Origin of the sequence: Streptomyces sp. NPDC085944 (genome assembly GCF_040686295.1) — a bacterium.
In the GTDB taxonomy this organism is placed as follows: domain Bacteria; phylum Actinomycetota; class Actinomycetes; order Streptomycetales; family Streptomycetaceae; genus Streptomyces; species Streptomyces salinarius.
In genome coordinates, this window is the sequence record NZ_JBFBJX010000030.1 from 1 (window position 1) to 25,594 (window position 25,594).

The following is a 25,594-nucleotide window of genomic DNA, read 5'->3' on the forward strand; positions in this document are numbered from 1 at the left end:
CTGGAGCGGTCGGATCTGGCGCGGATGCGTCGTATGGGTGTGCTGCCGATGTCGACGCAGGACGGACTGCGACTCCTCGACACCGCCGAACGGTCCCCCGAGAGCGCGGTCCTGGCCGCCCGCCTCGACACCCGCTCCCTCGCAGCCGGCGACGCCGCCGACCACCCCCTGCTGCGCGGCCTGGCCCGGAAACCCGCCGCACCACGGCGCCGCAGCCTGACCGACGCCGCCCCGGGCACCGCGGACCGGGCCACGGCGCTGCGCGACTCCCTGCTCCGGCAGCCGCCCGCCGACCGCCGGACCACCCTGCTCGACCTGGTCCGCGCCCAGGTGGCCACCGTGCTCGGGCACGCGGACGCCGGCACCCTCGCGCCGGACCGGGCGTTCAGGGACCTCGGCCTCGACTCGCTGACCGCCGTCGACCTGCGCAACCGGCTCGGCACCGCCACGGGACTGCGGCTGCCCGCGACGCTGGCCTTCGACCACCCCAACTGCTCCGCCCTCGCCGGGCACCTCCTCGGCGAAGTCCTCGGAGCGGAAGCCGACGAGGCGGAGCCCACGCTCACCGCGTCCGGCCCGGAGGGCCACGAGTCACCCGGTACGTCCACGTCCGACGACCCGATCGCCATCGTCGGCATGGCCTGCCGCTACCCCGGCGGCGTGACCACCCCCGAGGACCTGTGGCGGCTCGTCGACTCCGGCGGCGACGCCATCGGCCCGCTGCCCGCCAACCGGGGCTGGGACCTCGACACCCTGTACGACCCCGACCCCGACACAGCCGGCAGGGCCTACGTCCGGGAGGGCGGCTTCCTGCACGACGCCGGGCGCTTCGACGCCGAGTTCTTCGGCATCTCGCCGGTGGAGGCCCTGGCCACCGACCCCCAGCAGCGACTGCTCCTGGAAACGGGCTGGGAGGCCGTCGAACGGGCCGGCATCGTCCCGGAGTCCCTGCGCGGCAGCCGGACCGGGGTGTTCGTCGGCTCGCACTACCAGCAGTACGGCCCCCGCCTCCACCAGGCCGGGCAAGGCATCGAGGGCCACCTCATCACCGGCACCGCCGGCAGCGTGGTGTCCGGACGGATCGCCTACGTCCTGGGCCTCGAAGGCCCGGCCGTCACCGTCGACACCGCCTGCTCGTCCTCCCTCGTCGCCCTGCACATGGCCGTACGGGCGCTGCGGGCGGGCGAGTGCGACCTCGCCCTGGCCGGGGGAGTCGCGGTGATGCCGGGACCGGGCGCCCTCATGGGCTTCAGCCGGCAGCGTGGCCTGGCACCGGACGGGCGCTGCAAGCCGTTCGCCGAGGCGGCGGACGGAACCTCGCTCGCCGAGGGCGCGGGCGTCCTGCTGGTGGAACGGCTCTCGGACGCACGCCGGCGCGGCCACCCCGTCCTCGCTCTGGTGCGCGGTACGGCGACCAACCAGGACGGCGCCTCCAACGGCCTCTCCGCCCCCAACGGACCGTCCCAGCAGCGCGTCATCCGCGCCGCCCTCGCCGACGCCCGCCTCACCACCTCCGACATCGACGCCGTGGAGGCGCACGGCACCGGCACCCGGCTCGGCGACCCGATCGAAGCACAGGCCGTCCTCGCCACCTACGGCGCCGACCGCGCCGACCGGGTCCCGGTACGGCTCGGCTCGGTGAAGTCCAACATCGGTCACACGCAGGCCGCCGCCGGGGCGGCCGGTGTCATCAAGATGGTGCAGGCACTGCACCACGCCGTACTGCCCCGCTCCCTCCACCTCGACAAGCCGTCGGACCACGTCGACTGGACGAGCGGCGGCGTCGAGCTGCTGCGCGACCCCGTCGCCTGGCCCGCCGGCGAACGGCCCCGGCGCGCAGGCGTGTCCTCCTTCGGCATCAGCGGCACCAACGCCCACGTGATCATCGAGGAGGCGCCGCGGGAGCGGCAGCCCGCACCGGACACCGCGCCCACCCCCGGCGCCTGCGGGGGCCTCCCGGTCCGCGCCCTGCCGTGGGTGCTCTCCGGGCACTCCCCGGCCGCGCTGCGCGACCAGGCCCGCCGCCTCCTCGCGCACCTGCGCCGGCAGCCGCCGGGCGCCGCCCCCGCCCCGCGCGACCTGGCCGTCGCGCTCGCCACCCGGCGGTCGCCGTTCACCCACCGGGCCGTCGTCACCGGCGAGGAGCACGAGGACCTCGCGTCGGGACTGGCGGCCCTCGCCGCCGGACGGCCCGCGCCCCACCTGGTGACGGGCGCCGCACCGGCCGGGCGCACGGCGGTCCTGTTCACCGGCCAGGGCAGCCAGCGTGCGGGCATGGCCGGACAGCTCCACCGCACCCACCCGGTCTTCGCCGCCGCCTTCGACGCCGTCTGCGCCCGCTTCGACGCCCTGCTCCCCGACGAACCGCCCCTGCGGGACGTCGTCTTCGACACCGGTGAGACCGCCGCACGCACCCTCACCGGGACGCTCCACGCCCAGTGCGCGCTGTTCGCGGTCGAGGTCGCGCTGTACCGGCTCCTCGCCTCCTGGGGCGTGCGCCCCGACGCGGTCGCGGGCCACTCCGTCGGCGAGATCACCGCGGCCCACGTCGCCGGTGCGCTCACCCTCGCGGACGCGTGCACGCTCGTCGCCGCCCGCGGCCGGCTCATGCGGAGCCTGCCCCAAGACGGCGCGATGGTCGCCGTACGGCTGCCCGAGGCCGAGGTCGAGCCGCTGCTGGCCGACCGCGCCCATGAGGTCGGCCTGGCCGCCGTCAACGGCCCGGACGCCGTCGTCCTGTCCGGAGCGACGGAGGCCGTCGACGAGATCGTCGGCCGGCTCGAACAGCGCGGCGCGCGGACGCGTCGGCTGACCGTCTCCCACGCCTTCCACTCGCCGCTGATGGAGCCCGTACTGGCCCCCCTGCGCGCCGAACTGGCCGACCTCGCCGCTGCCGTGCCCGAGATCCCGGTCATGTCCCACCTGACGGGCGACTTCCTGCCCTCGGACCGGCCGGTCGAGCCGGAGCACTGGGTACGGCACGTGCGGGAACCGGTCCGCTTCGCCGACGGGGTCGCCGCGCTGGCAGCCCGGGGCGTGACCACCTTCCTCGAGATCGGCCCCGACGCCGTACTGTCCGCCATGGGTCAGGACAGCGCCCCCGAGGCCGAGTTCATCCCCACGCTGCGCGCGAAGAAGGCGGAGCACGCAGAGGACGCGGAACACGCGGAGGAGGACGAGGCGGCCGCCCTGACCCGAGCCGCGGGGCAGCTCTTCGTACGCGGCGCGGACATCGACTGGTCCGCCGTACTCGGCGTCCCGGACGACGCGCCGTCCACCGCCGACCTGCCCACGTACGCCTTCCAGCGGACCGAGTACTGGCTGCCCTCGGAAGGCGGCGCCCGGGGCCCCGGGCGCGCGGGCCTCGTCCCCCACGACGGCGGCGACGCCGCTCTCGCCGCCGAACTCGGCCTGGGCGACCCCGAGTCGGTGGCCACGCTGCTGCCGCTCCTGGCCGCCTACCGCCGGCGACTCGACGACGACGCCCGGGCCGACGGATGGCGCCACCGCACCGCCTGGGCGACGGCCGCCGTCCCCCCGGCGGCACCGGCCGGCACCTGGATCCTCCCCGTCCACGCGGAGCAGGCCGACGACCCGTGGGTCACCGCTCTCGTCGCGGCACTGTCCGCCGGGGGCGTGCAGCCGGTCCTCCTGCCGTGCGCCGGGGACGCCGGACTGGCCGGGCGACTCCGGTCCGCGACTGGCGACGTCGGGCCCGTCTCCGGCGTCCTGTCGCTGTTCGCCCTGGCCCCGGGACGGCACCCCGCGCACGACACACTGCCCCGGGGAACCGTCCTCACCCTGGCGCTGCTGCGCGCACTGGAGGAGAGCGGCAGCCGGGTCCCCGTGTGGCACGCCACCCGCGCCGCCGCGGCGGTCGGCCCGGCCGAGCGGGTGCACCACCCCGAACAACTCGCAGTGCGGGCACTCGGACGCGTCGCCGTCCTGGAGTCCTCCCGGCACTGGGCGGGCACGGTCGACCTGCCCGGGCGGATCGACGGCTGGACCGGCGGCCGGCTCGCAGCGGTCCTCGCGCACAGCGCGGACGACGGCGAAAGGGGGAGCGGCCACGAGTTCGAGAACGACATCGCCGTCCGCGGCGCCGGCCTCTTCGCCCGCCGCCTCGTGCAGGCGCCCGCCCCACCCGTACCCGTGCCCGTCCACGCGGACGCCGCCACCCCGTGGCCGCCCACCGGCACCGTCGTCGTCACCGACGGCACCAGCCCCCTCGGCCGGCAGGTCGCCCTGCACCTCGCCCGCGGCGGCGCCGGACACCTCCTGCTCGTCACCCGCCCCGCCCCGGCGGCCCCGCAGGCCGCGTCTGCCGGGGCGGACACAGCGACACAGACCGGCGGAACGCCCCCGGAGCCCGCGGACGCGACCGAGGCCCTGCGCGCCGAACTCACCGCACTCGGCGCCCGCGCCGACATCACCGAGCGCGACCTCGGCGACCGTGCCGAGGCGGCCGCCCTGCTGGAGGGCATCTCCCCGACCGGCCCCCTCACCGTCGTCGTGCCCACCCGCACCGCGTCCGGCGGCAGCACCCTCGCCCAGCACACCGCCCCCGGGCTCCAGGAGATGCTGCGGGCCGATGCCCGGGCCGCCCGGAACCTGCACGACCTCACCCGCGACCGGACCGAACCGGCGGCCTTGGTCCTCCTCACCACCCTCGCCGCCACCGTCGGCGCCCCCGGGCGGGCCGGACCGGCCCTGGCCGACGCCCTCCTGGACGCCCTGGCCGAGGAGCGCCGAAGCGCCGGACTGCCCGTGACCCGCGTCGCGCTGGGGCCGTGGGCCGGTGCGGACACCACGGAGGACACCGCGGCCCGGGACGGCGGCCTGCTCCCGATGCGCCCCGACCTCGCCCTGCGGGCCGTCGACCGGGCCGTCCGCGCCCGGGAGACCGGTACCGCCGTCTTCGACGCCGACTGGAAACGCGTCGCGGCCCACGCCGCCGCCACGCCCGCAGCCCGGCCGACGGCCAGGCTTTTCGACGGCGTTCCCGCGCTGCGCGACGCCGTGCGCGGTACCGGATCCGCACGCGAGGACACCGGCGCCGGGGACCCGGAGGAGTTCCGCCGCCGCCTCGGCACGCTGCCCGCGATCGAACGGAGCGCCGAGATGCTGCGGCTCGTACGCACCCACGCCGCCCTGGTGCTGGGCCACGGCACCGACGCCGTGGTCACCCCCGACCGGGGCTTCGTCGAGATGGGCTTCGACTCGCTCACCGCGACCCGGCTGCGCAACCGTCTCGGCGCCGCGACCGGCCTCCAGATCAGCGCCGCCACCGTCCTCGAATGCCCCACCCCGCAGACCCTGGCCGACCACCTGCTCGGGCTCTGCAAGGCCCCGCGCGCCCGAACACGTCCCCGGCTGCGCCCCCGGGACCGCGACTGACACGCCGCACGCACGCGGGCGGGGCCGACCCGGAGGCCGGCCCCGCCCGCGTGCGTGCGGTCAGCGCTTGACGCCCAGGCTCAGCCCGTGCTCGTAGGGCAGCCCCGGAACGGTCCCGACCTCCCCGAACCCGGCCTCGCTCAGCCAGCGTTCGTAGTCGCGCGCCGGATAGGCCATGCCCCGGCCGCTCGCCAGCACGTTGAAGTACAGGCCGAGCCGGGCGCCGAACACGCCGTCCGTCTCGTCGTCGGAGACGTTGTAGCCGTACACCATGACCCGGCCGCCCACGGGCAGGGCGTCGTACGCCTTCTTCAGCAGGAGCAGGATCGCCTCCTCGTCGAAGATCTCCAGCACATGGCTGAAGAGCACGGCGTCCGGCCCCTCGGGGAACGGATCGGTGAACATGTCACCGGGCACCACACTCACCCGCCCCGACTGCGCCTCCGCCCCCGCGCCGGACGCGAGCCGGGAGACGCTCGGCATGTCGAACACCGTCGTCCGAAGCCGCGGATGGCCTGCGACCAGCCTCGCCGAGGTGCTGCCGTCGCCGCCGCCCACGTCGAGCACGTGCCGCACGTCCTCGAAGACCGGCTGCCCGATCAGCGCGTCCACCGAACGCAGCGTGAAGGCCGTCATCGCCCGGTGGAAGACCTCCTCCAGCGCAGGATTGCGGGCCAGCCGCCCGTACAGGGTCGGCTCGTCGCCGGAATGCACCGACAGGGCGGTGTTGGTGCCCGCCCGCAGCGCCGCCGTCATGTCCGCGAACGCGGGATAGTAGACCTCCTTCCAGCCGGTCAGGATGTGACTCCAGCTGTCCGGCTCCTCGTCCGCGGCCAGCAGATCCTCGGCGACGGACGAGTTGTGGTAGACACCGCCCCGCCGTTCCAGCAGCCCCGTCGTGCACACCGCCTGGAGCAGTACCCGCAACTGGTGCGCGGGCAGACCGCAGAACGACCGGATCTCCGCCGCACTCGCGCCGGGACTCCCCGACAGGAAGGCGAAGATCCTCAGCTCGGCGGCGGTGGTGACGGCGTTGAACAGCGCCGGAGCGTTGACGAGGAAGTGGAAGCGTTCGAGGACCGGGTCGTCCTCGTGAGCGTCTTCGTGGACGGCGTTCTTCATCGTTCTCCCGGGAAGGAAAGGCGTCGGCCGGCACGCCACGGTGGTCCCGGCACGCTAGGCGGGCGCGAACCGGGCGGCAACGACGATCCCCGCCGTTACGGGCACACCGTCGCCCGCGACCGGACGGCCCGCTCCGCCGCCCGGTGCCCGCGCACCCGCGCCGCTCGTAACTGTGGCTCCCACCGATGCCGGTGCGCCCCGCTCCTCAGCACCATCACTACTGCCCGCACAGGGCCGCGACGCGCTCCGTGGACGGCCCGCGCGGACACGACCGACGGCCCAGCCCGCATGGAGGAGTGCACGTGATCCCTGCGTCCTACGCGCAACGCCGGCTGTGGCTCGTGGACCGGCTGGAAGGCCCGAGCGCCCTCTACACCGTTCCGCTGGTCCTGCACCTGACCGGGCGGCCGGACGTGACCGCGCTGCGGGCGGCGCTGCACGACGTGGTCGCCCGCCACGAGTCGCTGCGAACCCGGTTCCCCCAGGTCGACGGCGAGCCGGTGCAGGAGATCGTGCCCGCCGGCGAGCTCGACGACCTGCTGACCGAGGACGAGGTACGGGCCGACGAACTGCACGACGAGATCGGCCGCACCGCCCGGTACGTCTTCGACCTGGCCGCCGGCATCCCCTTCCACGCCCGCCTCCTCACCGTCGACGACCGGACCTCGGCACTCGTCGTCGCCCTGCACCACATCGCCGCCGACGGCTGGTCGGCCGCCCCGCTCTGGCGGGACCTCTCCGCCGCCTACGCCGCGCGCCTGACCGGAGCCGAACCCGACCTCGCGCCGCTGCCCGTGCAGTACGCCGACTACACCCTGTGGCAGCGCGACCTGCTCGGCGACGCCGACGACCCCGGCAGCCTGATGGCCGAACAACTCGCCCACTGGCGCGCGGCGCTGGCCGGTGCCCCCGAGGAACTCGCGCTGCCCACCGACCGGCCGCGGCCCGCCACCTCCGCGCACGACGGCGGGGTCGTACGCCTCGACGTACCGGCCGACCTGCACGCCCGGCTCGCCGACCTCGCGCGGGACGAGAACGCCACCATGTTCATGGTCTGGCACGCGGTGCTCGCCGTCCTGCTCGCCAAGCTCGGCGCCGGCGAGGACATCCCCGTCGGCAGCCCGTTCGCCGGCCGCGACGAGGCCGACCTCGAAGACCTCGTCGGGTTCTTCGTCAACAGCCTCGTGCTGCGCACCGACGTGAGCGGCGACCCCGCCTTCACCGAGGTCGTCCGGCGGGTGCGCGGCACCGCCGTCGACGCCATGAACCACCAGGACGTGCCCTTCGAGCGGCTCGTGGAGGACCTGGCCCCGGCCCGCTCACTGACCCGGCACCCCCTCTTCCAGGTCAACTTCACCCTGCACAACACCCCGCGGCTCCCCGTCGAACTGCCCGGACTGACGGCCGTCGCCGAGTTCGCCGCGCCGCCGCTGGCCAAGTACGACCTCGACGTCCAGGTCCAGGAACACGCCGACGCGCAGGGCCGGCCCGCCGGACAGCGCGTCGAACTGCACTACAGCGCCGACCTGTTCGACCGCGCCACCGCCGAAGCGATCGCCGGCCGGCTCCTGCGCGTCCTGTCGCAGGTCGCGCACACCCCCGACCTCCCCCTGCACGCCGTCGACGTCCTCTCGCCCGCCGAACACCAGGCGCTGACCGCCGCGGCGGGCAGCGCCGCGGCCCCGCCGCCCGGGGCGACCGTCCCCGACCTCTTCGCCGCCCGGGCCGCCGCCCACCCCGACGCGGCGGCCGTCACCCACGGCGCGACCAACCTCACCTACGCCGAGCTGGACGCCGAGTCCAACCGCCTCGCCCGCCACCTCGTGGCCTGCGGCGCCGGCCCCGAAACCCGCGTCGCGGTGTCGCTGGAACGCACTGCGGGCCTGGTCACCGCACTGCTCGCGGTCATGAAGGCGGGCGCCGCCTACCTCCCGGCCGACCCCGCCCACCCGGCCGCCCGGACCGGCGCGCTCCTCGCCGACGCCGCCCCCGCCCTCCTGCTCACCACCGCCGACACCACCGCGCACGCCGCCGCGGCTCCCGCCCTGCGCCGCGTCCTGCTCGACGACCCGCAGACCCGCACCGCCGTCGCCGCCCGCGACGCCGGCCCGCTCACCCAGGACGAACGCCGCACCCCCCTGCGGCCCGGCCACCCTGCCTACGTCATCCACACCTCGGGCTCCACCGGCGCCCCCAAGGGAGTCGTCGTCGGCCACGCCCAGGTGACGGCGCTGCTGCGGTCCGCCGCCGACCGCTACGGCCTCGGCACCGACGACGTCTGGAGCTGGTTCCACTCCTACGCCTTCGACTTCTCGGTCTGGGAACTGTGGGGCGCCCTCCTCACCGGCGGCCGCCTCGTCGTCGTCGACCACGACACCTCCCGCTCCCCGGGCGACTTCCACGACTTCCTGGTCCGTGAAGGAGTCACCGTCCTCAGCCAGACCCCCTCCGCCTTCCAGCAACTCGACCAGGCCGACGCCCGCCGCGACGCCGCCGCGCTCGGTGCCCGGCTGCGGCTCCTCGTCTTCGGCGGCGAGGCACTGGACCCCGCACGGCTCACCGACTGGCACGACCGCCACGGCACCGACGGCCCGCGCCCGGTCAACATGTACGGCATCACCGAGACCACCGTCCACGTCACCCATCTCGACCTGGACCCCGGCACCGCCGCCGCACCCGGCGCGCACGGCGGCAGCCCCGTGGGACGCCCCCTCGACCACACCCGCGTCCACGTCCTCGACGACGCGCTGCGACCCGTACCACCCGGCGTGCCCGGCGAGATGTACGTCACCGGGGCGGGAGTCGCCCGCGGCTACCTGAACCGGCCCGCGACGACCGCCGCACGCTTCGTGGCCTGCCCCTTCGAACCGGGCACCCGCATGTACCGCACGGGCGACCGGGCCCGCCGCGCCGCCGACGGCACCCTCACCTACCTGGGCCGCACCGACGACCAGATCAAACTGCGTGGCTTCCGCATCGAACCCGGCGAGGTCGAGGCCGCCCTCCTGGACCACGAGCCGATCGGCCGGGCGGCCGTCGTGCTCCGCACCGACACCCCCGGCGACCGGCGACTCGTCGGCTACGTCGTCCCCCGCGACCCGGCCGCCGCCACCGGCGAGGACGGCGCGGAACTGGCACGCCGGGCCCGCGAGCACGCCGCCGCGCTGCTGCCCGCCCACATGGTCCCCTCGGTCTGCGTGCCGCTGGCACGGCTGCCGCTCACCGCCAACGGCAAACTCGACCGCGCCGCGCTCCCCGCCCCCGACCGGGAGAGCGCCGCGGGCGGTGGCCGAGGCCCCGCGACCGCCCGCGAGGAGATCCTCTGCTCGGCCTTCGCCGAAGTCCTGGACCTGCCCGCGGTCGGAGCCGACGACGACTTCTTCGCCCTCGGCGGCCACTCCATGCTCGCCGTACGCCTCCTCGACCACCTCAGGACCCGCGGCGTCCGCGTCGACTTGCGGACCCTGTTCACCGCCCCGACGCCCGCCAGGCTGGCCGCCGCGGCGGGACTCGAGCCCGTGCGGGTCCCGGAAGGCACCGTCCCGCCCGGCGCCACCCGCCTCACCCCCGAGATGGTCCCCCTGGCCGGCCTCACCGAGGACGAACTGCGCACCGTCACCGACGCCCTGCCCGACGGCGCGGCCGGTGTCGCCGACGTCTACCCCCTCGGACCGCTGCAGGAGGGGCTCTTCTTCCACCACCGCCTGAACGCCGGCACCGGTACGGCGGGCGGCAGCGGCGACGGCGACCCCTACGTCGTCCGCTACGTCCTCGGCTTCGACACCCCGCGGCTGCTCGACTCGTTCCTCGCGGCGCTGGCCCAGGTCATCGACCGGCACGACGTGCTGCGCACCTCCCTGGCCTGGGCGGGCCTGCCGCACCCCGTGCAGGTCGTGCACCGGCGCGCCGAGCTGCCCGTCACCGAGACCGACCTGGGCGACGGACCGGACCCCGTCGCCCGACTGCTGGCCCACGGCGAGGAGCCCCTCGACCTGCGCCGCGCCCCGCTGATGGACGCCCGCACCGCCACCGAACCCGGCACCGGCCGCCGGCTGCTCGCCGTCCGCATGCACCACATCACCCAGGACCACACCACGCTCGACCTGGTGCTGCGCGAGGCCACCGCCGTACTCGCCGGCCGGGGCGGGACCCTGCCCGCCCCGCGTCCCTACCGCGAGTTCGTCGGCCGGGCCCTGCTCACCACCCCCGCCGAGGAACACCTCGCCCACTTCGGCCGGCTCCTCGGCGACGTCACCGAACCCACCGCCCCCTTCGGCGTGTGGGAGGTGCGGGGCGGCGGCACCGACGTCACGGAACGCCGCACCGTCCTCGGCGAACCGGTGGCGGCCCGGCTGCGCGCACAGGCCCGGCGCACCGGAGTCAGCGCCGCGACCGTCCTGCACGTCGTGTGGTCCCGGGTCCTCGCCGCCGTGTCCGGGCGCGACGACGTCGTCTTCGGCACCCTCCTCCTCGGCCGCATGCAGGCCGGCGAGGGCGCGGGCGACGCGCCCGGCATGTTCATCAACACCCTCCCGGTACGGGCCCGCACGGCGGGGACCGACGTGGCACAGGCGGTCCACGCCATGCACCACCAGCTCGCGGAGCTCGTGGTGCACGAACACGCCTCGCTCGCCGTCGCACAGCGGGCCGGCGGCGTGCGGCCACCCGCGCCGCTGTTCACCGCCGTACTCAACTACCGACACAACCCCGCGGGCGGCCCCGGCACGGTCCTGCCGCCCGGCACGGAGCTCCTCGCCTTTCGGGAGCGCACCAACTACCCGCTGCTCGTCTCCGTCGACGACGACGGCGGGGCGCTCGCGTTCGACGTCCAGGCTGCCGCCCCGATCGACCCCGACCTCGTCACCCGGCTGCTGCACGCCACTACCGAGCGCGTCGTCGACACCCTCGAACAGGCGCCGGACACCCCCCTGGCCGACGTCGACGTCCTGCCGGCCGCCGAACGCCACCGGATCCTCACCGAGTGGAACGACACCGGCCGGCCCGACACGGCCCGCACCCTCGCCGACCTCCTCGCCGACCGCGCGGCCGCCACCCCGCACGCCCCCGCGCTCACCTACGACCACGACGGCGCGCCAGAGGAGCTCGACTACGCCGAGCTGTTCGCCCGCGCCAACCGGCTGGCCCGCCACCTGATCGGGCGGGGCGTCGGCCCCGAGGACCGGGTCGTGCTCCTCATGGACCGCTCGCCCGACCTCGTCGTCGCGCTCCTCGCGGTCGTCGGGGCCGGTGCCGCCTACGTCCCCGTAGACCCGGACCAGCCCGCCGTACGCGTCGCCCACCTGTGCGCCGACGCCGCTCCGGCGGCCGTCCTCACCGGCACGGCCCACGCCGCGTCCGTGCCCCGGTCCGCTCCGGCGCCGATCGTCGTGGACGACCCCGCGGTACGCTCCGCCGTCGCGGCACACGCACCGGACCCGATCGGCCAGGACGAGCGCACCGGCCCGCTCCGCCCCTCCCACCCGGCGTACGTCATCTACACCTCGGGCTCCACCGGCATCCCCAAGGGCGTCGTCGTCCCGCACTCCGCAGCGGTCAACCTCCTGGCCTTCCGCTGGCCCGGCCTGACCGCCGACAGCCGCCTGCTGCAGTTCGCCTCGATCGGCTTCGACGTCGCGACCTGGGAGATCATGACGGCCTTCGCCGCGGGTGCCCGCCTCGTCGTCGCTCCCGCCACCCGCCTCCTGCCCGGCGCCGGCCTCGAAGACGTCGTCGAACGCCACGCGGTCACCCACCTGCAACTCCCGCCTACCGTCCTCGGCATGGTCGCGGACGACGACCGACTCGCCTCCGTGCGCACCCTGCTGGTCGCGGGCGAGGCCCTCGGCCAGGCGCTCGTCGACCGCTGGGGCGCCGGCCGCTGGTTCGGCAACGCCTACGGTCCGACCGAGATCACCGTCATCGCCGCCGCCGACGGCCCGCTGCGCCCCGGGGACGCCCCCACCATCGGCCGACCCCTGCCCGGCGTCCGCCTGTACGTCCTCGACGCCCGCCTGCGTCCCGTCCCCGACGGCGTCGACGGCGACCTGTACGTCGCGGGCGCAGGCGTGGCGCGCGGCTACCTCGACCGGCCCGGCCTCAGCGCCGGGCGCTTCGTGGCCGACCCCCACGGAGCCGCCGGTACCCGTATGTACCGCACCGGGGACATCGTGCGCCGCACCGCCGACGGCCGCCTGCTGTACACCGGGCGCGCCGACGACCAGGTCAAGATCCGCGGCTTCCGCGTCGAGCCGGGCGAGATCGAGACCCGGCTCACCGAGCACGAAGGCGTCGCACACGCCACCGTCGTCGCCCGCGACGACGTGCCCGGCGCCCCGGGCGACACACGCCTCGTCGCCTACGTCGTGCCGAGCGGACCCGGCGTCCCCGGGCTGCCCTCCGCGCTGCGCGACCACCTCGCGGCCCTGCTCCCCGCCCACCTGGTGCCGTCCGCGTTCGTGGCCCTGGACCGGCTGCCGCTGTCGGTCAACGGCAAACTCGACCGGGCCGCGCTGCCCGTCCCGGACCCCGCCACCGGCGCCGGTGCCGCGCGTCCCGCGGGCACGTACGACGAACTGCTCTGCGCCGCCATGGCCCAGGTCCTGGGCGTACCGAGGGTGGGTGCGGACGACGACTTCTTCGCCCTCGGCGGCCACTCGCTGCTGGCCGTCCGCCTGGTCGGCCGGATCCGAGCCGTGCTGGACGCCGAGATCCCCGTGCACGCGGTCTTCGAGGCCCCCACGGCGGCGCGACTCGCGGCGCGGCTGGACGAGTGGACGGGGGCCGAGGTGCGTCCGTCGGTGGTGGTGGGGGAGCGGCCGGAGCGGTTGCCGTTGTCGTACGCGCAGCGTCGGTTGTGGTTCGTGGACCGGTTGGAGGGTGCGAGCGCGCTGTACAACATTCCGTTGGTGGTGCGGTTGTCGGGGCGGGTGGATGTGGGGGCGCTGGGTGCGGCGCTGGGTGATGTGGTGGGGCGGCACGAGGCGTTGCGTACGCGGTTCCCGCAGGTGGAGGGGGAGCCGTATCAGGAGATCGTGCCCGTCGCGCAGGCGCGGGTGGAGCTGCCGGTGGTGCCGGTGGCGGCCGGTGAGCTGGAGGCGGGGATCGAGGAGGTCTCCGGTCACGTCTTCGACCTGGCCGCCGAACTCCCCGTGCACGCCGCGCTGCTGACCTCGGGCGAGGAGAGTTCCGTCCTCGTCCTCGTCGTGCACCACATCGCCGGTGACGGCTGGTCCCTGGCACCCCTGTGGCGGGACCTGGCCGCCGCCTACGGCGCGCGTCGGGCCGGGAGCCTGCCGCGGTTCGCGCCGCTGCCCGTGCAGTACGCCGACTACACCCTGTGGCAGCGCGACCTGCTCGGCGACGCGGCCGACCCCGAGAGCATGCTGGCAAAGCAGGTCGCGCACTGGCGCACGGCACTCGAGGGTGTACCCGAGGAGCTGTCCCTCCCCGCCGACCGGCCGCGACCGTCCGCCAAGACGCACCGGGGCGCGGCCGTTCCCGTGCGTGTCCCGGCCGGACTGCACGCGCGACTGGCCGAGTTGGCTCGGTCGGAGGGCGTGACGATGTTCATGGTGTGGCAGGCGGCGGTGGCGGTCCTGCTCTCGCGGCTGGGCGCGGGGGAGGACATCCCGCTGGGCGGCCCGGTCGCGGGCCGCACCGACGAGTCGCTGGAGGACCTGGTCGGGTGCTTCGTCAACACCCTCGTGCTGCGCACCGACCTGTCCGGGGACCCCGCCTTCACCGACGTACTCGCCCGCGTCCGCCGGGACACGCTGAGTGCCCTGCACCGGCAGGAGGTCCCTTTCGAACGGCTGGTGGAGGAACTGGCGCCGCCCAGGTCGGTGGGCCGCCACCCCTTCTTCCAGACCGTTCTCGAAGTGCAGTCCACCCCCCTCCTCACGCCCGAACTGGACGGAGTGGACGTGGCGGTGCTGCCCCGCGCGGTCCGCGACGCCAAGTTCGACCTCGACCTGCAGATCGCCGAGCACTTCGACGCCGAAGGCCGCCCCACCGGCATGGCGGGCGAACTCGTCTACGCCGCCGACCTCTTCGACCACGCCACCGCCGAGACCCTGACCGCCCGGCTGCTGCGCGTCCTGGACGCCGTGGCCGACGCGCCGGGACGCCCCGTGCACACCGTCGACGTGCTCGACGACGCCGAGCGGCACCGGCTGGTGGGGGAGTGGTCCCGCCGGCAGCCGGCGATCGCCGGCCCGGACGCCCATGTCTTCGTCCTCGACGACCACCTCATGCCGGTCCCGCCCGGCGTGACCGGACTGCTCTACACCACCTGCGACGCGTCCGCGGACTCCACGGTCGCCTGCCCGTTCACCGAGGAGGAGTCCGTCATGCGACCCACCGGCGCACAGGCCCGCTGGGACGACGAGGGCCGCGTACACGTTCTGACGGCCGACGACGCGACGGCCCCGGAGCCGGACACGCGGCCGTCCGACGCCCCGGTCCCGCGCGGAAGCGGGACGGAACTGCGCGAGGAACTGCTCCGCACCGTCTTCGCGCAGGTGCTGGGCGCGCCGGAAGTGAGCACGGACGACGACTTCTTCGCCCTCGGCGGCCACTCCCTCCAGGCCGTGCGCCTGGTCAGCCGCATCCGCGCCGTCCTCGGCGTCGAACTGCTCGTCCGCGACCTCTTCGAGACACCGACCGTGGCCGGACTGGCCGCCCGGCTGGACGAGTGGACGGGGGCCGAGGTGCGTCCGTCGGTGGTGGTGGGGGAGCGGCCGGAGCGGTTGCCGTTGTCGTACGCGCAGCGTCGGTTGTGGTTCGTGGACCGGTTGGAGGGTGCGAGCGCGCTGTACAACATTCCGTTGGTGGTGCGGTTGTCGGGGCGGGTGGATGTGGGGGCGCTGGGTGCGGCGCTGGGTGATGTGGTGGGGCGGCACGAGGCGTTGCGTACGCGGTTCCCGCAGGTGGAGGGGGAGCCGTATCAGGAGATCGTGCCCGTCGCGCAGGCGCGGGTGGAGCTGCCGGTGGTGCCGGTGGCGGCCGGTGAGCTGGAGGCGGGGATCGAGGAGGTCTCCGGTCACGTCTTCGACCTGGCCGCCGAACTCCCCGTGCACGCCGCGCTGCTGACCTCGGGCGAGGAGAGTTCCGTCCTCGTCCTCGTCGTGCACCACATCGCCGGTGACGGCTGGTCCCTGGCACCCCTGTGGCGGGACGTGTCGACGGCGTACGCGGCACGCCGCTCGGGCAAGGCCCCGGACTTCCCCCCGCTGCCGGTGCAGTACGCCGACTACGCGCTGTGGCAGCAGCGGCTGTTCGGCGACGAGGACGCCGTCGACAGCCGGCTCACCGCGCAGGTCGAGCACTGGCGAGCCGCCCTCGACGGCGTCCCCCGCGAACTCGCCCTGCCGTTCGACCGGCCCCGACCGGCCAGGCCCGGACACGGCGGCGGTTGGGCCGACATCGTCGTATCCGCCGAACTGCACGCACGGATGGCCGAGTTGGCTCGGTCGGAGGGCGTGACGATGTTCATGGTGTGGCAGGCGGCGGTGGCGGTGCTGCTCTCGCGGCTGGGCGCGGGGGAGGACATCCCGCTGGGCAGCCCGGTCGCGGGCCGCACCGACGAGTCGCTGGAGGACCTGGTCGGGTTCTTCCTCAACACCCTCGTGCTGCGCACCGACCTGTCCGGCGACCCCGCCTTCACCGACGTCCTCGCCCGGGTGCGCAGCACCGCACTGGACGCCCTCGACCACCAGGACGTCCCCTTCGACCGCCTCGTGGAGAAGCTGGCACCCGCCCGCTACACCGACCGCGTCCCCTTCTTCCAGGTCCTGGTCGCCGTGCAGAACATGCCGCAGGCCCAGGTCGCGCTGCCCGGCCTGGACGTCGACGCCGGACCCGGCAAACCCACCACGGCCAAGGTCGACCTCGACGTCCAGGTCGTCGAACGCCACGACGCGGACGGTGCGCCGAGCGGCATGGCCGGAGGGCTCACCTACGCCACCGACCTCTTCGACCACGCCACCGCCGAGCGCCTCGTCGCCCGGCTGCTGCGCGTCCTGGACGCGGTCACCGCCGACCCCGCCCGCCGGGTCTCCCGCATCGACGTCTTCGACCCCGCCGAACGGCGGCGCCTGCTCACCGAGTCGAACGGCGCCCGCAGCGACACCCTGGCGCTCACCGTCCCCGAGCTGTTCGCCGTCCGAGCCTCCCGCGCGCCGAAGGCCGTCGCCCTCGACACCGGGGCCGAACCGGTCACCTACGGACAACTGGACGCCCGCTCCAACCGGCTCGCCCACCACCTCATCGACCTCGGCGTCGGCCCGGAGACCGTGGTCGCCGTCGTCATGGACCGCTCCCCGGACGTGGTCACCACCCTGCTGGCCGTACTCAAGGCGGGCGGCGCCTACCTCACGCTCGACCCCGCCCAACCCGACTCCCGCACCGCCGAGATGGTCGCCCTCGCCGGAACGGGGGTCTGCCTGGCCGACGGGCGGTACGCCGAAGCGGCGCGCGGCCGGTTCGCCACCGTCGTCGTCGCCGACGCGGGTGACGCCGAGTGGGCCGACCGGCCCGCCGGCACCGTCGCCGGACGCAGCCTGCCCGACCAGCTCGCCTACCTCATGTTCACCTCCGGCTCCACCGGCGAACCCAAGGGCATCGGCACCACCCACCGCGACATCGTGGACCTCGCCGGCGACCGCTGCTGGCAGTTCCCCGGCACCGCGCGCGGCATGTTCGCCGCGCCGCACACCTTCGACGGGTCCACCGTCGAGGTGTGGGTACGGCTGCTCACCGGCGGCACCCTGATCGTCACCCCGCCCGGGCGAACCGACGCCGCCCGCCTGCGCTCCCTCGTCGCCGACCACGGACTCACCCACGCCCATCTGACCGCCGGCCTGTTCCGGGTCGTCGCCGAAGAGGACCCGGCCGCCTTCACCGGCGTCCACGACGTGCTCACCGGCGCCGACGTCGTCCCCAAGGAGGCGGTCCGCCGCGTCCTCGAAGCGGTCCCCGGCATCGTCGTCCGCAGCAGCTACGGGCCGACCGAGGCGACCGTCATCGCCACCCAGATCCCGCTCACCGAACCCGACGCCCTGGGCGACGTCGTGTCGATCGGCCGCGCCATGGACAACACCGGCGTGTACGTCCTCGACGACAGCCTCCAACCGGTCCCGGCCGGCGTCGCGGGCGAGGCGTACATCGCGGGCGCCGGACTCGCCCGCGGCTACGTCGCCCGCCCCGGACTCACCGCCGAGCGGTTCGTGGCCTGCCCGTTCGACGTGCCCGGCGCCCGCATGTACCGCACCGGGGACATCGTGCGCCGACGGGCCGACGGCGCGCTGGAGTTCGTGTCACGGGCCGACGACCAGGTGAAGATCCGCGGGTTCCGGGTCGAGCCCGGTGAGGTCGAGAAGATCCTGGCCGGACACCCCGCCGTCGCCCAGGCCGTCGTCACCGTCCGCGAGGACACCCCCGGAGACAAGCGCCTGGTGGCCCACCTGACCGCGGCGCCCGGCGAAGCCCTCCCGGACGTCCGGGAGTTCGTCGCCGGCCGGCTGCCCGAGTACCTCGTGCCGGACGCCGTCGTCGTCCTGGACCGACTGCCGCTCACCGCCAACGGCAAGGTGGACCGCGCGGCGCTGCCCGCCCCCGAGGCGGCGAGCACCGGCCCGGCGCGCCGGCCGCCGTCCCCGCGCGAGGACCTCCTCTGCTCCGTCTTCGCCCAGGTCCTGGGCGTACCCCGGGTCGGGGTGGACGACGACTTCTTCGCCCTCGGCGGCCACTCGCTGCTGGCCGTGCGCCTGGTCAGCCGCATCCGCAGCGTCCTCGGCGCCGAGATCCCCGTACAGGCGGTCTTCGAGACCTCCACCGTCGCCGGTCTCGCCCCCACCGTCGAGGCCGCCGGCTCCACCGGCGTCCTGCGGCCCGCCCTCGCCGCCGGGCCCCGGCCCCGCCGGCTGCCGCTCTCGTACGCCCAGCGCCGACTGTGGTTCGTGGACCGGCTGGAGGCGGCCGGCCCCCTCTACAACGTCCCGCTCGCGCTGCGGCTGACCGGTGCACTCGACACGGGCGCACTCCGGACGGCCTGGACCGACCTGCTCACCCGGCACGAGAGCCTGCGCACCCGGTTCCTGCACGCCGACGGGGACCCCTACCAGGACATCGTCTCCCTCGACGATTTCCCCCCGTACTTCGCCGTCGAGTCGGTGGGCCGCGGGGAACTGGAAGCCCGGATCGACGAGGCCGCCGGCCACGTCTTCGACCTCACCGCCGGACCGCCCGTGCGGGCCACCCTCCTCGCCGTGGACGGGCCCGACGCCGACGAGGCGGTGCTGGTCCTGGTCACGCACCACATCGTCGCCGACGGCTGGTCGATGGTCCCGCTGCTGCGCGACCTGTCCACCGCCTACACCGCCCGCCGGGCCGGCCGCGCCCCCGGCTGGGAACCGCTGCCCGTGCAGTACGCCGACCACACCCTCTGGCAGCGCGGCCTGCTCGGCGACGGCGACGACCCCGACAGCGTCCTCGCCGGCCAGGTCGCCCACTGGCGGGACGCGCTGGACGGCAGCCCCGAGGAACTGGCCCTGCCCACCGACCGGCCGCGTCCCGCCGTGGCGAGCCACGAGGGCGGCTGGGTGCCCATGAGCGCGCCCGCCGACCTGCACGCCCGCCTGACGGAACTCGCCGTCGCCCAGGGGGCCACCGCCTTCATGGTGTGGCAGGCGGCGCTCGCCGTCCTGCTCTCCCGGCTGGGCGCCGGCCAGGACATCCCGATCGGCAGCCCCGTGGCGGGCCGCACGGACGAGGCCGCCGACGACCTGATCGGCTTCTTCGTCAATACCCTCGTGCTGCGCACCGACCTCTCCGGCGACCCCACCTTCACCGAGGTGCTCGGCAGGGTCCGCCGGTCGGCGCTGGGCGCCCTGGCACACCAGGACGTACCGTTCGAGCGGCTGGTCGAGGAGCTGGCACCCACGCGGTCCCGTGCCCGCCACCCCCTCTTCCAGATCCTGCTCGCCGTGCAGAACGTGCCCGCCGCCACCGTCGACCTGCCGGGCCTGCGCGTGGAGGCACTCCCCACCGAGCTGGGCCGCGCCAAGTTCGACCTCGACCTCCACGTCGCCGAAGCCTTCGACGACGAGGGCCGGCCCGCCGGCATCGACGGCGGCATCACCTACGCCGCCGACCTCTTCGACCGCACGACGGTGGAGGCCCTGCTCGACCGCCTCCTGCTCGTCCTGCGCGCCGTCGTCGCCGACCCCTCCCGGCGCGTCCACGACATCGCCCTGCTCGACAGCGGCGACCGGCACCGCGTCCTCACCGAGTGGAACCGCACCGAACGGGCCGCACCGGCCGCCACCGTGCCCGACCACTTCAGGGCCCAGGCCGCCCGCACCCCCGACGCCGTCGCCCTGGTCACCGACGGCGCCCGGACGACGTACGCCGAGCTCGACGCCGCCTCCGACCGCCTCGCCCGGTACCTGACCCGGCACGGCGCCGGCCCCGGGCGCCTCGTCGCCGTCGTCATGGAGCGCTCGCCGGAGACGATCACCGCCCTCCTCGCGGTCCTCAAGACCGGCGGCGCCTACCTCCCCGTCGACGTCGGCTACCCCGCCGCCCGCATCGAACTGATGCTGCGCGACGCCGCCCCCGCCCTCCTCCTCACCACCACCGACCTGGTGGACCGGCTGCCCGGGAGCACCGGCGGACCGGACCGCGTCGTCCTCGACGACCCCTCGGTCCGGGACGCGGTGGCCGCACAGGACGCCACCCCCACGGCCACGCCCCCGCACCCGGACTCCGCCGCCTACACCATCTACACCTCCGGATCCACCGGCACCCCCAAGGGCGTCGTCGCCACCCACCGCGCCGTCGACCGGCTCGTCCGCCCCGCCGACTACGCCGATCTGCGCGCCGGAGACGTCGTCTCCCATCTGGGGTCCGTCTCCTTCGACTCCACCACCTTCGACATCTGGGCCACCCTCCTCAACGGCGCCACCCTCGCCGTGGGGCCGGCGGGCTCCCCGTCCGTCGCCGACATCCGCGACTACCTCGCCCGGCACCGGGTCACCGTCGCCCTGCTGCCCACCGGACTGCTGCACCAGGTCATCGACCTCGACGTCGAGGCGCTGCGCGGCGTCCGCTCCGTGCTGACCGGTGGCGAGGCGCTCTCCGTCGAGCACTGCCGCACCCTGCTCGACACCCTGCCCGGCACCCGGCTGATGAACGGCTACGGCCCCACCGAGAGCGTCACCTACACCCACACCCACCCCGTCACCCGCGCGGACGTCGACAGCGGCCGGGCGATCCCGCTGGGCCGCCCGCTGGCCCGCACCCGCGCCTACGTCCTCGACACCGCCCTGCGGCCCGCCCCCGTCGGCGTGCCCGGCGAGCTGTACATCGCGGGCGACGGCCTGGCACGCGGCTACGCCAACCGTCCGGGCCTGAGCGCCGAACGGTTCACCGCCTGCCCGTTCGAGGACGGCGGCGCCCGGATGTACCGCACCGGCGACCTCGTGCGGTGGCGGGCCGACGGGGTGCTGGAGTTCGTCGGCCGGGCCGACGACCAGGCCAAGATCGGCGGCTTCCGCGTCGAACCCGGGGAGGTGGAGGCCACCGTCTCCGCCCACCCCGACGTGGCCCAGGCCGTGGTCGTGGTCCGCGAGGACACCCCCGGCGACAAGCGTCTCGCCGCCTATGCGGCACCGGCGGACCCCGCCGTCTCCGGCCGAGAACTGGCCGACCGCATCCGGCACTTCGTCGCCGACCGGCTGCCGGACCACCTCGTGCCGCCGTTCGTGACCGTCCTGGACCGGCTGCCGCTCACCCCGAACGGGAAGGTCGACCGGGCCGGCCTGCCCGTCCCCGACCCGATGGCCGCCGTCACCGTCGCACGCGGCCCGGCCTCGCCGTACGAGGAACTGCTCGGCGTCGTCTTCGCCGACGTGCTGCGCCTGCCCCGCGTCGGCGTCGACGACGACTTCTTCGCCCTGGGCGGGCACTCCCTGCTCGCGGTCCGGCTGGTCAGTCGCATCCGCGCCGTACTGGGCGCGGAGACCTCCGTGGCCACCGTCTTCGAGAATCCGACCGTGTCCGGCCTCGCGCGGCAGCTCACCCGGGCCGGCGGCCGGGCCCGTCCCGCCGTCGTGCCGATGCCCCGGCCACCGGTGCTGCCCCTGTCCTACGGACAGAGCCGCCTCTGGTTCGTGGACCGCGTCGAAGGCCCCAACCACCTCTACAACATCTGCCTCGTCCTGCGCCTCACCGGCGACCTGGACCCCGGACTGCTACGCCTGGCCCTCGCCGACGTCGTCGCCCGGCACGAGAGCCTGCGCACCACCTTCCCCCTCGTCGACGACGAGCCGAGCCAGCACGTCCTGGCCGTCGAGGAGGCGGCCGTGGACCTGCCGGTCACCGCCGTCACCGAGGAGGAACTGGTCGGCCGGCTCGACGCGCTCGCCGCCCACCCCTTCGACCTGGCCCGCGAACTGCCGCTGAAGACCGCGCTGTTCTCCCTGCGTCCGGGCGAGTGGGTGCTCTCGGCGACCGTCCACCACATCGCCGGCGACGGATGGTCGATGGGCCCGCTGTGGCGGGACCTCTCGCAGGCGTACCGGGCGCGCGCCGCCGGACGCGCCCCCGAATGGGAACCGCTGCCCGTGCAGTACGCCGACCACACCCTGTGGCAGCGGGACTTCCTCGGCGACGTGCACGACCCCGACAGCGTGCTCGCCACGCAGGTCGCCCACTGGAAGGAGCGGCTGCGGGACGCCCCCCAGGAGCTCGCCCTGCCCGTCGACCGGCCCCGACCGGCGGTGTCGGACCACGGGGCCGGACTGGTGCCGCTGAACATACCGGCACCCCTGCACGCACGGCTGGCCGAGCTGGCACTCGGACAGGGCGTCACCATGTTCATGCTGCTGCACGCGGCGGTCGCGGTGCTGCTGTCGAAGAGCGGCGCCGGACGCGACATCGTGCTGGGCAGTCCCGTCGCCGGCCGCACCGACCAGGCCCTGGACGACCTCGTCGGCTTCTTCGCGGGCACCCTGGTGCTGCGCACCGACCTGTCGGGGGACCCCGACTTCCTGGAACTGCTCGACCGGGTGCGCACGGCCGGCCTGGACGCCTTCGAGCACCAGGACGTGCCCTTCGAGCGGCTGGTGGAGGAGCTGGCCCCGGCCCGCTCCATGGCCCGCAACCCCCTGTTCCAGGTGATGCTCGCCGTGCAGAACAACCACCGGGGCACGCTCAGCCTCCCCGGTGTGCAGGTGCGCGAGGAGCCGGCCGGGGCCCTGACGGCCCGGTTCGACCTGGACTTCGAGGCCCGGGAGAACTTCGACGAGTCGGGCGCGCCCGCCGGACTCGACGGAGAGGTCGTCTATGCCACCGAACTCTTCGACCGCTCCACCGTGGAGACGCTCACCGCCCGGCTCCTGCGGGTCCTGGAGACGGTGGCCGCCGACCCCGCCCTCCCGGTGACCCGCGTCGACCTCCTCGACGACGCCGAGCGGCGGCGCGTCACCGAGGAGTGGAACGACACCGCCGGCCCCCTCCCGGACGTCACCCTCGCCGGGCTCTTCGACCGGCAGGCCGCCCGCACCCCCGACGCCGTCGCCCTGGTCCACGACGGCACAGAGGTCACCTACGCCGAACTCGACGAGCGCTCCGGCCGGCTCGCCCGGCACCTGATCGGCCTCGGAGCCGCGCCGGAGACCCTGGTCGGCGTGGCCCTCGACCGGTCGGTGGAACAGATCGTCGCGCTGCTGGCCGTCGTCAGGACCGGCGCCGCCTACCTGCCCGTCGACCCCGGCCAGCCGCGGCGGCGCACCGACCTCGTGCTCACCGACGCCTCGCCGGTCCTCGTGCTGAGCACCGCGGAGACCACCGACCGGCTCGGCGGCACCGAGGACGAGACGCCGGCACGGTGGATCGACCTCGACGGCCCCCTGGCCGACGGCCTCCGGGGCACCCCGGCGCCCGCGTCCGTCACCGACGCCGACCGGGGGGCGCCGCTGCGGCCGCACCACCCGGCCTACGTGATGTACACCTCCGGCTCCACCGGCACCCCGAAGGGCGTCGTCGTACCGCACTCCGGCGTGGTCAACCAACTGGCCTGGATGCAGGAGGAGTACCGCCTCGAACCGGCCGACCGCATGCTGCAGCGGGCGTCGTTCGGCTTCGACGCCTCGGTGTGGGAGATCTTCTGGCCCCTGCTGAACGGCGCGGCGGTGGTCCTGAGCGGCCCCGGCTCCCACGCGGACCCCGAGTACCTCGCCGACCTCGTCGACCGGGAACGGGTGACCGTCGCCCAGTTCGTCCCCTCCGTGCTGCGCACGTTCCTCGACGGCGGCGCCGCCGGGCGGTGCACGAGCCTGCGGACGGTCCTCTGCCTCGGCGAGGCGCTCCCGGCCGCCGTGCGCGACCGATTCCGGCAGACCCTGGACGCGGAGTTGCACAACCTCTACGGCCCCACGGAGGCGTCCGTCGCCGTCACCGCCTGGCCGTGCGACGCGGCACAGGACGGCGCCTGCGTGCCCATCGGACGCCCCCTGCGCAACATCAGGGCGTACGTCCTCGACGACGGCCTGCTGCCGGTGCCCCCCGGCACGGCCGGTGAACTGTACGTCGCCGGCACCGGCCTGGCCCGCGGCTACCTGGGCCGGCCGGTACTCACCTCCGAGCGCTTCGTGGCCTGCCCGTACGGACCGGAGGGCGAGCGGATGTACCGCACCGGCGACATCGTGCGCTGGACGGCCGGGGGCCACCTGGAGTTCCTCGACCGCGCGGACGACCAGGTGAAGATCCGCGGCTTCCGGGTCGAGCCGGGCGAGGTCGAGGCGACCCTGGCCAGCCACCCGAAGGTCGCCCAGGCCGCCGTCGTCACCCGCGAGGGCCCCGGCGGCGACCCCGCCCTCGTCGGCTACCTGGTACCGGCCGCCGGCGACGACGGGGTGGACCTGGTGACGCAGGTCAGGGAATACCTGGCGGAGCGCCTCCCGGAGCACCTGGTGCCGCCCGTGCTGACGCCGCTGGACACGCTGCCGCTCACCCCCAACGGCAAGCTCGACCGGTCCGCCCTGCCCGCCCCCGACCACACCGCCCTCGCGACCGGCGGCCGGGCACCCGCCACCCTGCGCGAGCAGCTGCTGTGCTCCGTCTTCGAGCAGGTGCTCGGCGTCTCGCCCGTCGGCGTCGACGCGAGCTTCTTCGACCTCGGCGGCCACTCGCTGCTCGCCGTACGGCTCGTCAACCGCATCAGGGTGGTCGTCGGCGCCGACGTCCCGGTCCGGGCCGTCTTCGAGGCACCCACCGTCACCGCCCTGCTGGCGTGGATCGCCCGCGAAGGACGACAGGGGACCGCCGATGTGCTGGTGCCCATGCGCTCCACGGGCGAGAGGCCCCCGCTGTTCTGCGCCCACACCGTGCTCGGCCTCGGCTGGGAGTACGGCTGGCTCACCGACGTCGCGCCGGGCGACCAGCCGCTGTACGCCCTGCGCCCCCGCGGCATGGACACCGGCACCGCGGAACTGCCCGACTCGCTGTCCCGGATGGCCGCCGACTACGTCGAGCAGATCCGCACCGTGCAGCCCACCGGCCCCTACCACCTGCTCGGCTGGTCCTTCGGCGGCAACGTCGTCCAGGAGATGGCGGCCCAGCTCCAGGACGCGGGAGAAGAGGTGGCCGCCCTCGTCCTGCTGGACTCCAGCCCCCTGGACGGCCCCGCCACCGCCGAGCAGCGGGCGGGCTTCGCCGAGCAGGAGGAGACGGTGGCCGGCGCACTCACCGGTGAGGAGCACGAGGCGTACCTCCGCATCGTCCGCAACAACACCCGCATCCTGCTCGCCCACCGCACCCGGAAGACCACCGGCACCCTGCTGCTCGTCTCCGCCGACTCCGAGACCAAGGCGGCACTGTGGCGCCCCTTCGTCTCCGGCGAGGTACGGGAGCACGTGCTCCACTGCGCCCACCGCGACATGCTCCTGAACCCGGACGTCGTCCGGCGGATCTGGGACCTCGCGGCGGGCGAGCTGGAACCGACCGACACCGACGACACCGACAACGACCCCGACCGGGCGTAACGGCCCGAACCGGCGGACCGAAGCCCCTGCGA

Annotated in this window: 3 protein-coding genes; 2 read left to right on the top strand and 1 reads right to left on the bottom strand. The window is 75.1% G+C overall.

All coding sequences use genetic code 11. The features are described from left to right. The first annotated feature begins 48 nt into the window (after positions 1–48). On the top strand, positions 49–5,397 hold the full coding sequence (locus AB0P07_RS34715; protein WP_365557919.1) for a type I polyketide synthase: 5,349 nt from the start codon (positions 49–51) through the stop codon (positions 5,395–5,397). A gap of 60 nt (positions 5,398–5,457) precedes the next feature. Here AB0P07_RS34715 and AB0P07_RS34720 read toward each other — a convergent pair whose 3' ends face one another. Further along, on the bottom strand, positions 5,458–6,519 hold the full coding sequence (locus tag AB0P07_RS34720) for a methyltransferase (protein WP_365557922.1): 1,062 nt from the start codon (positions 6,517–6,519) through the stop codon (positions 5,458–5,460). 302 nt (positions 6,520–6,821) lie between these two features. On the opposite strand from AB0P07_RS34720, the gene AB0P07_RS34725 reads away from it, so the two are divergent. Continuing rightward, positions 6,822–25,562, top strand: coding sequence for a non-ribosomal peptide synthase/polyketide synthase (locus AB0P07_RS34725; RefSeq protein ID WP_365557925.1), 18,741 nt, complete (start codon positions 6,822–6,824; stop codon positions 25,560–25,562). Positions 25,563–25,594: the final 32 nt, after the last annotated feature.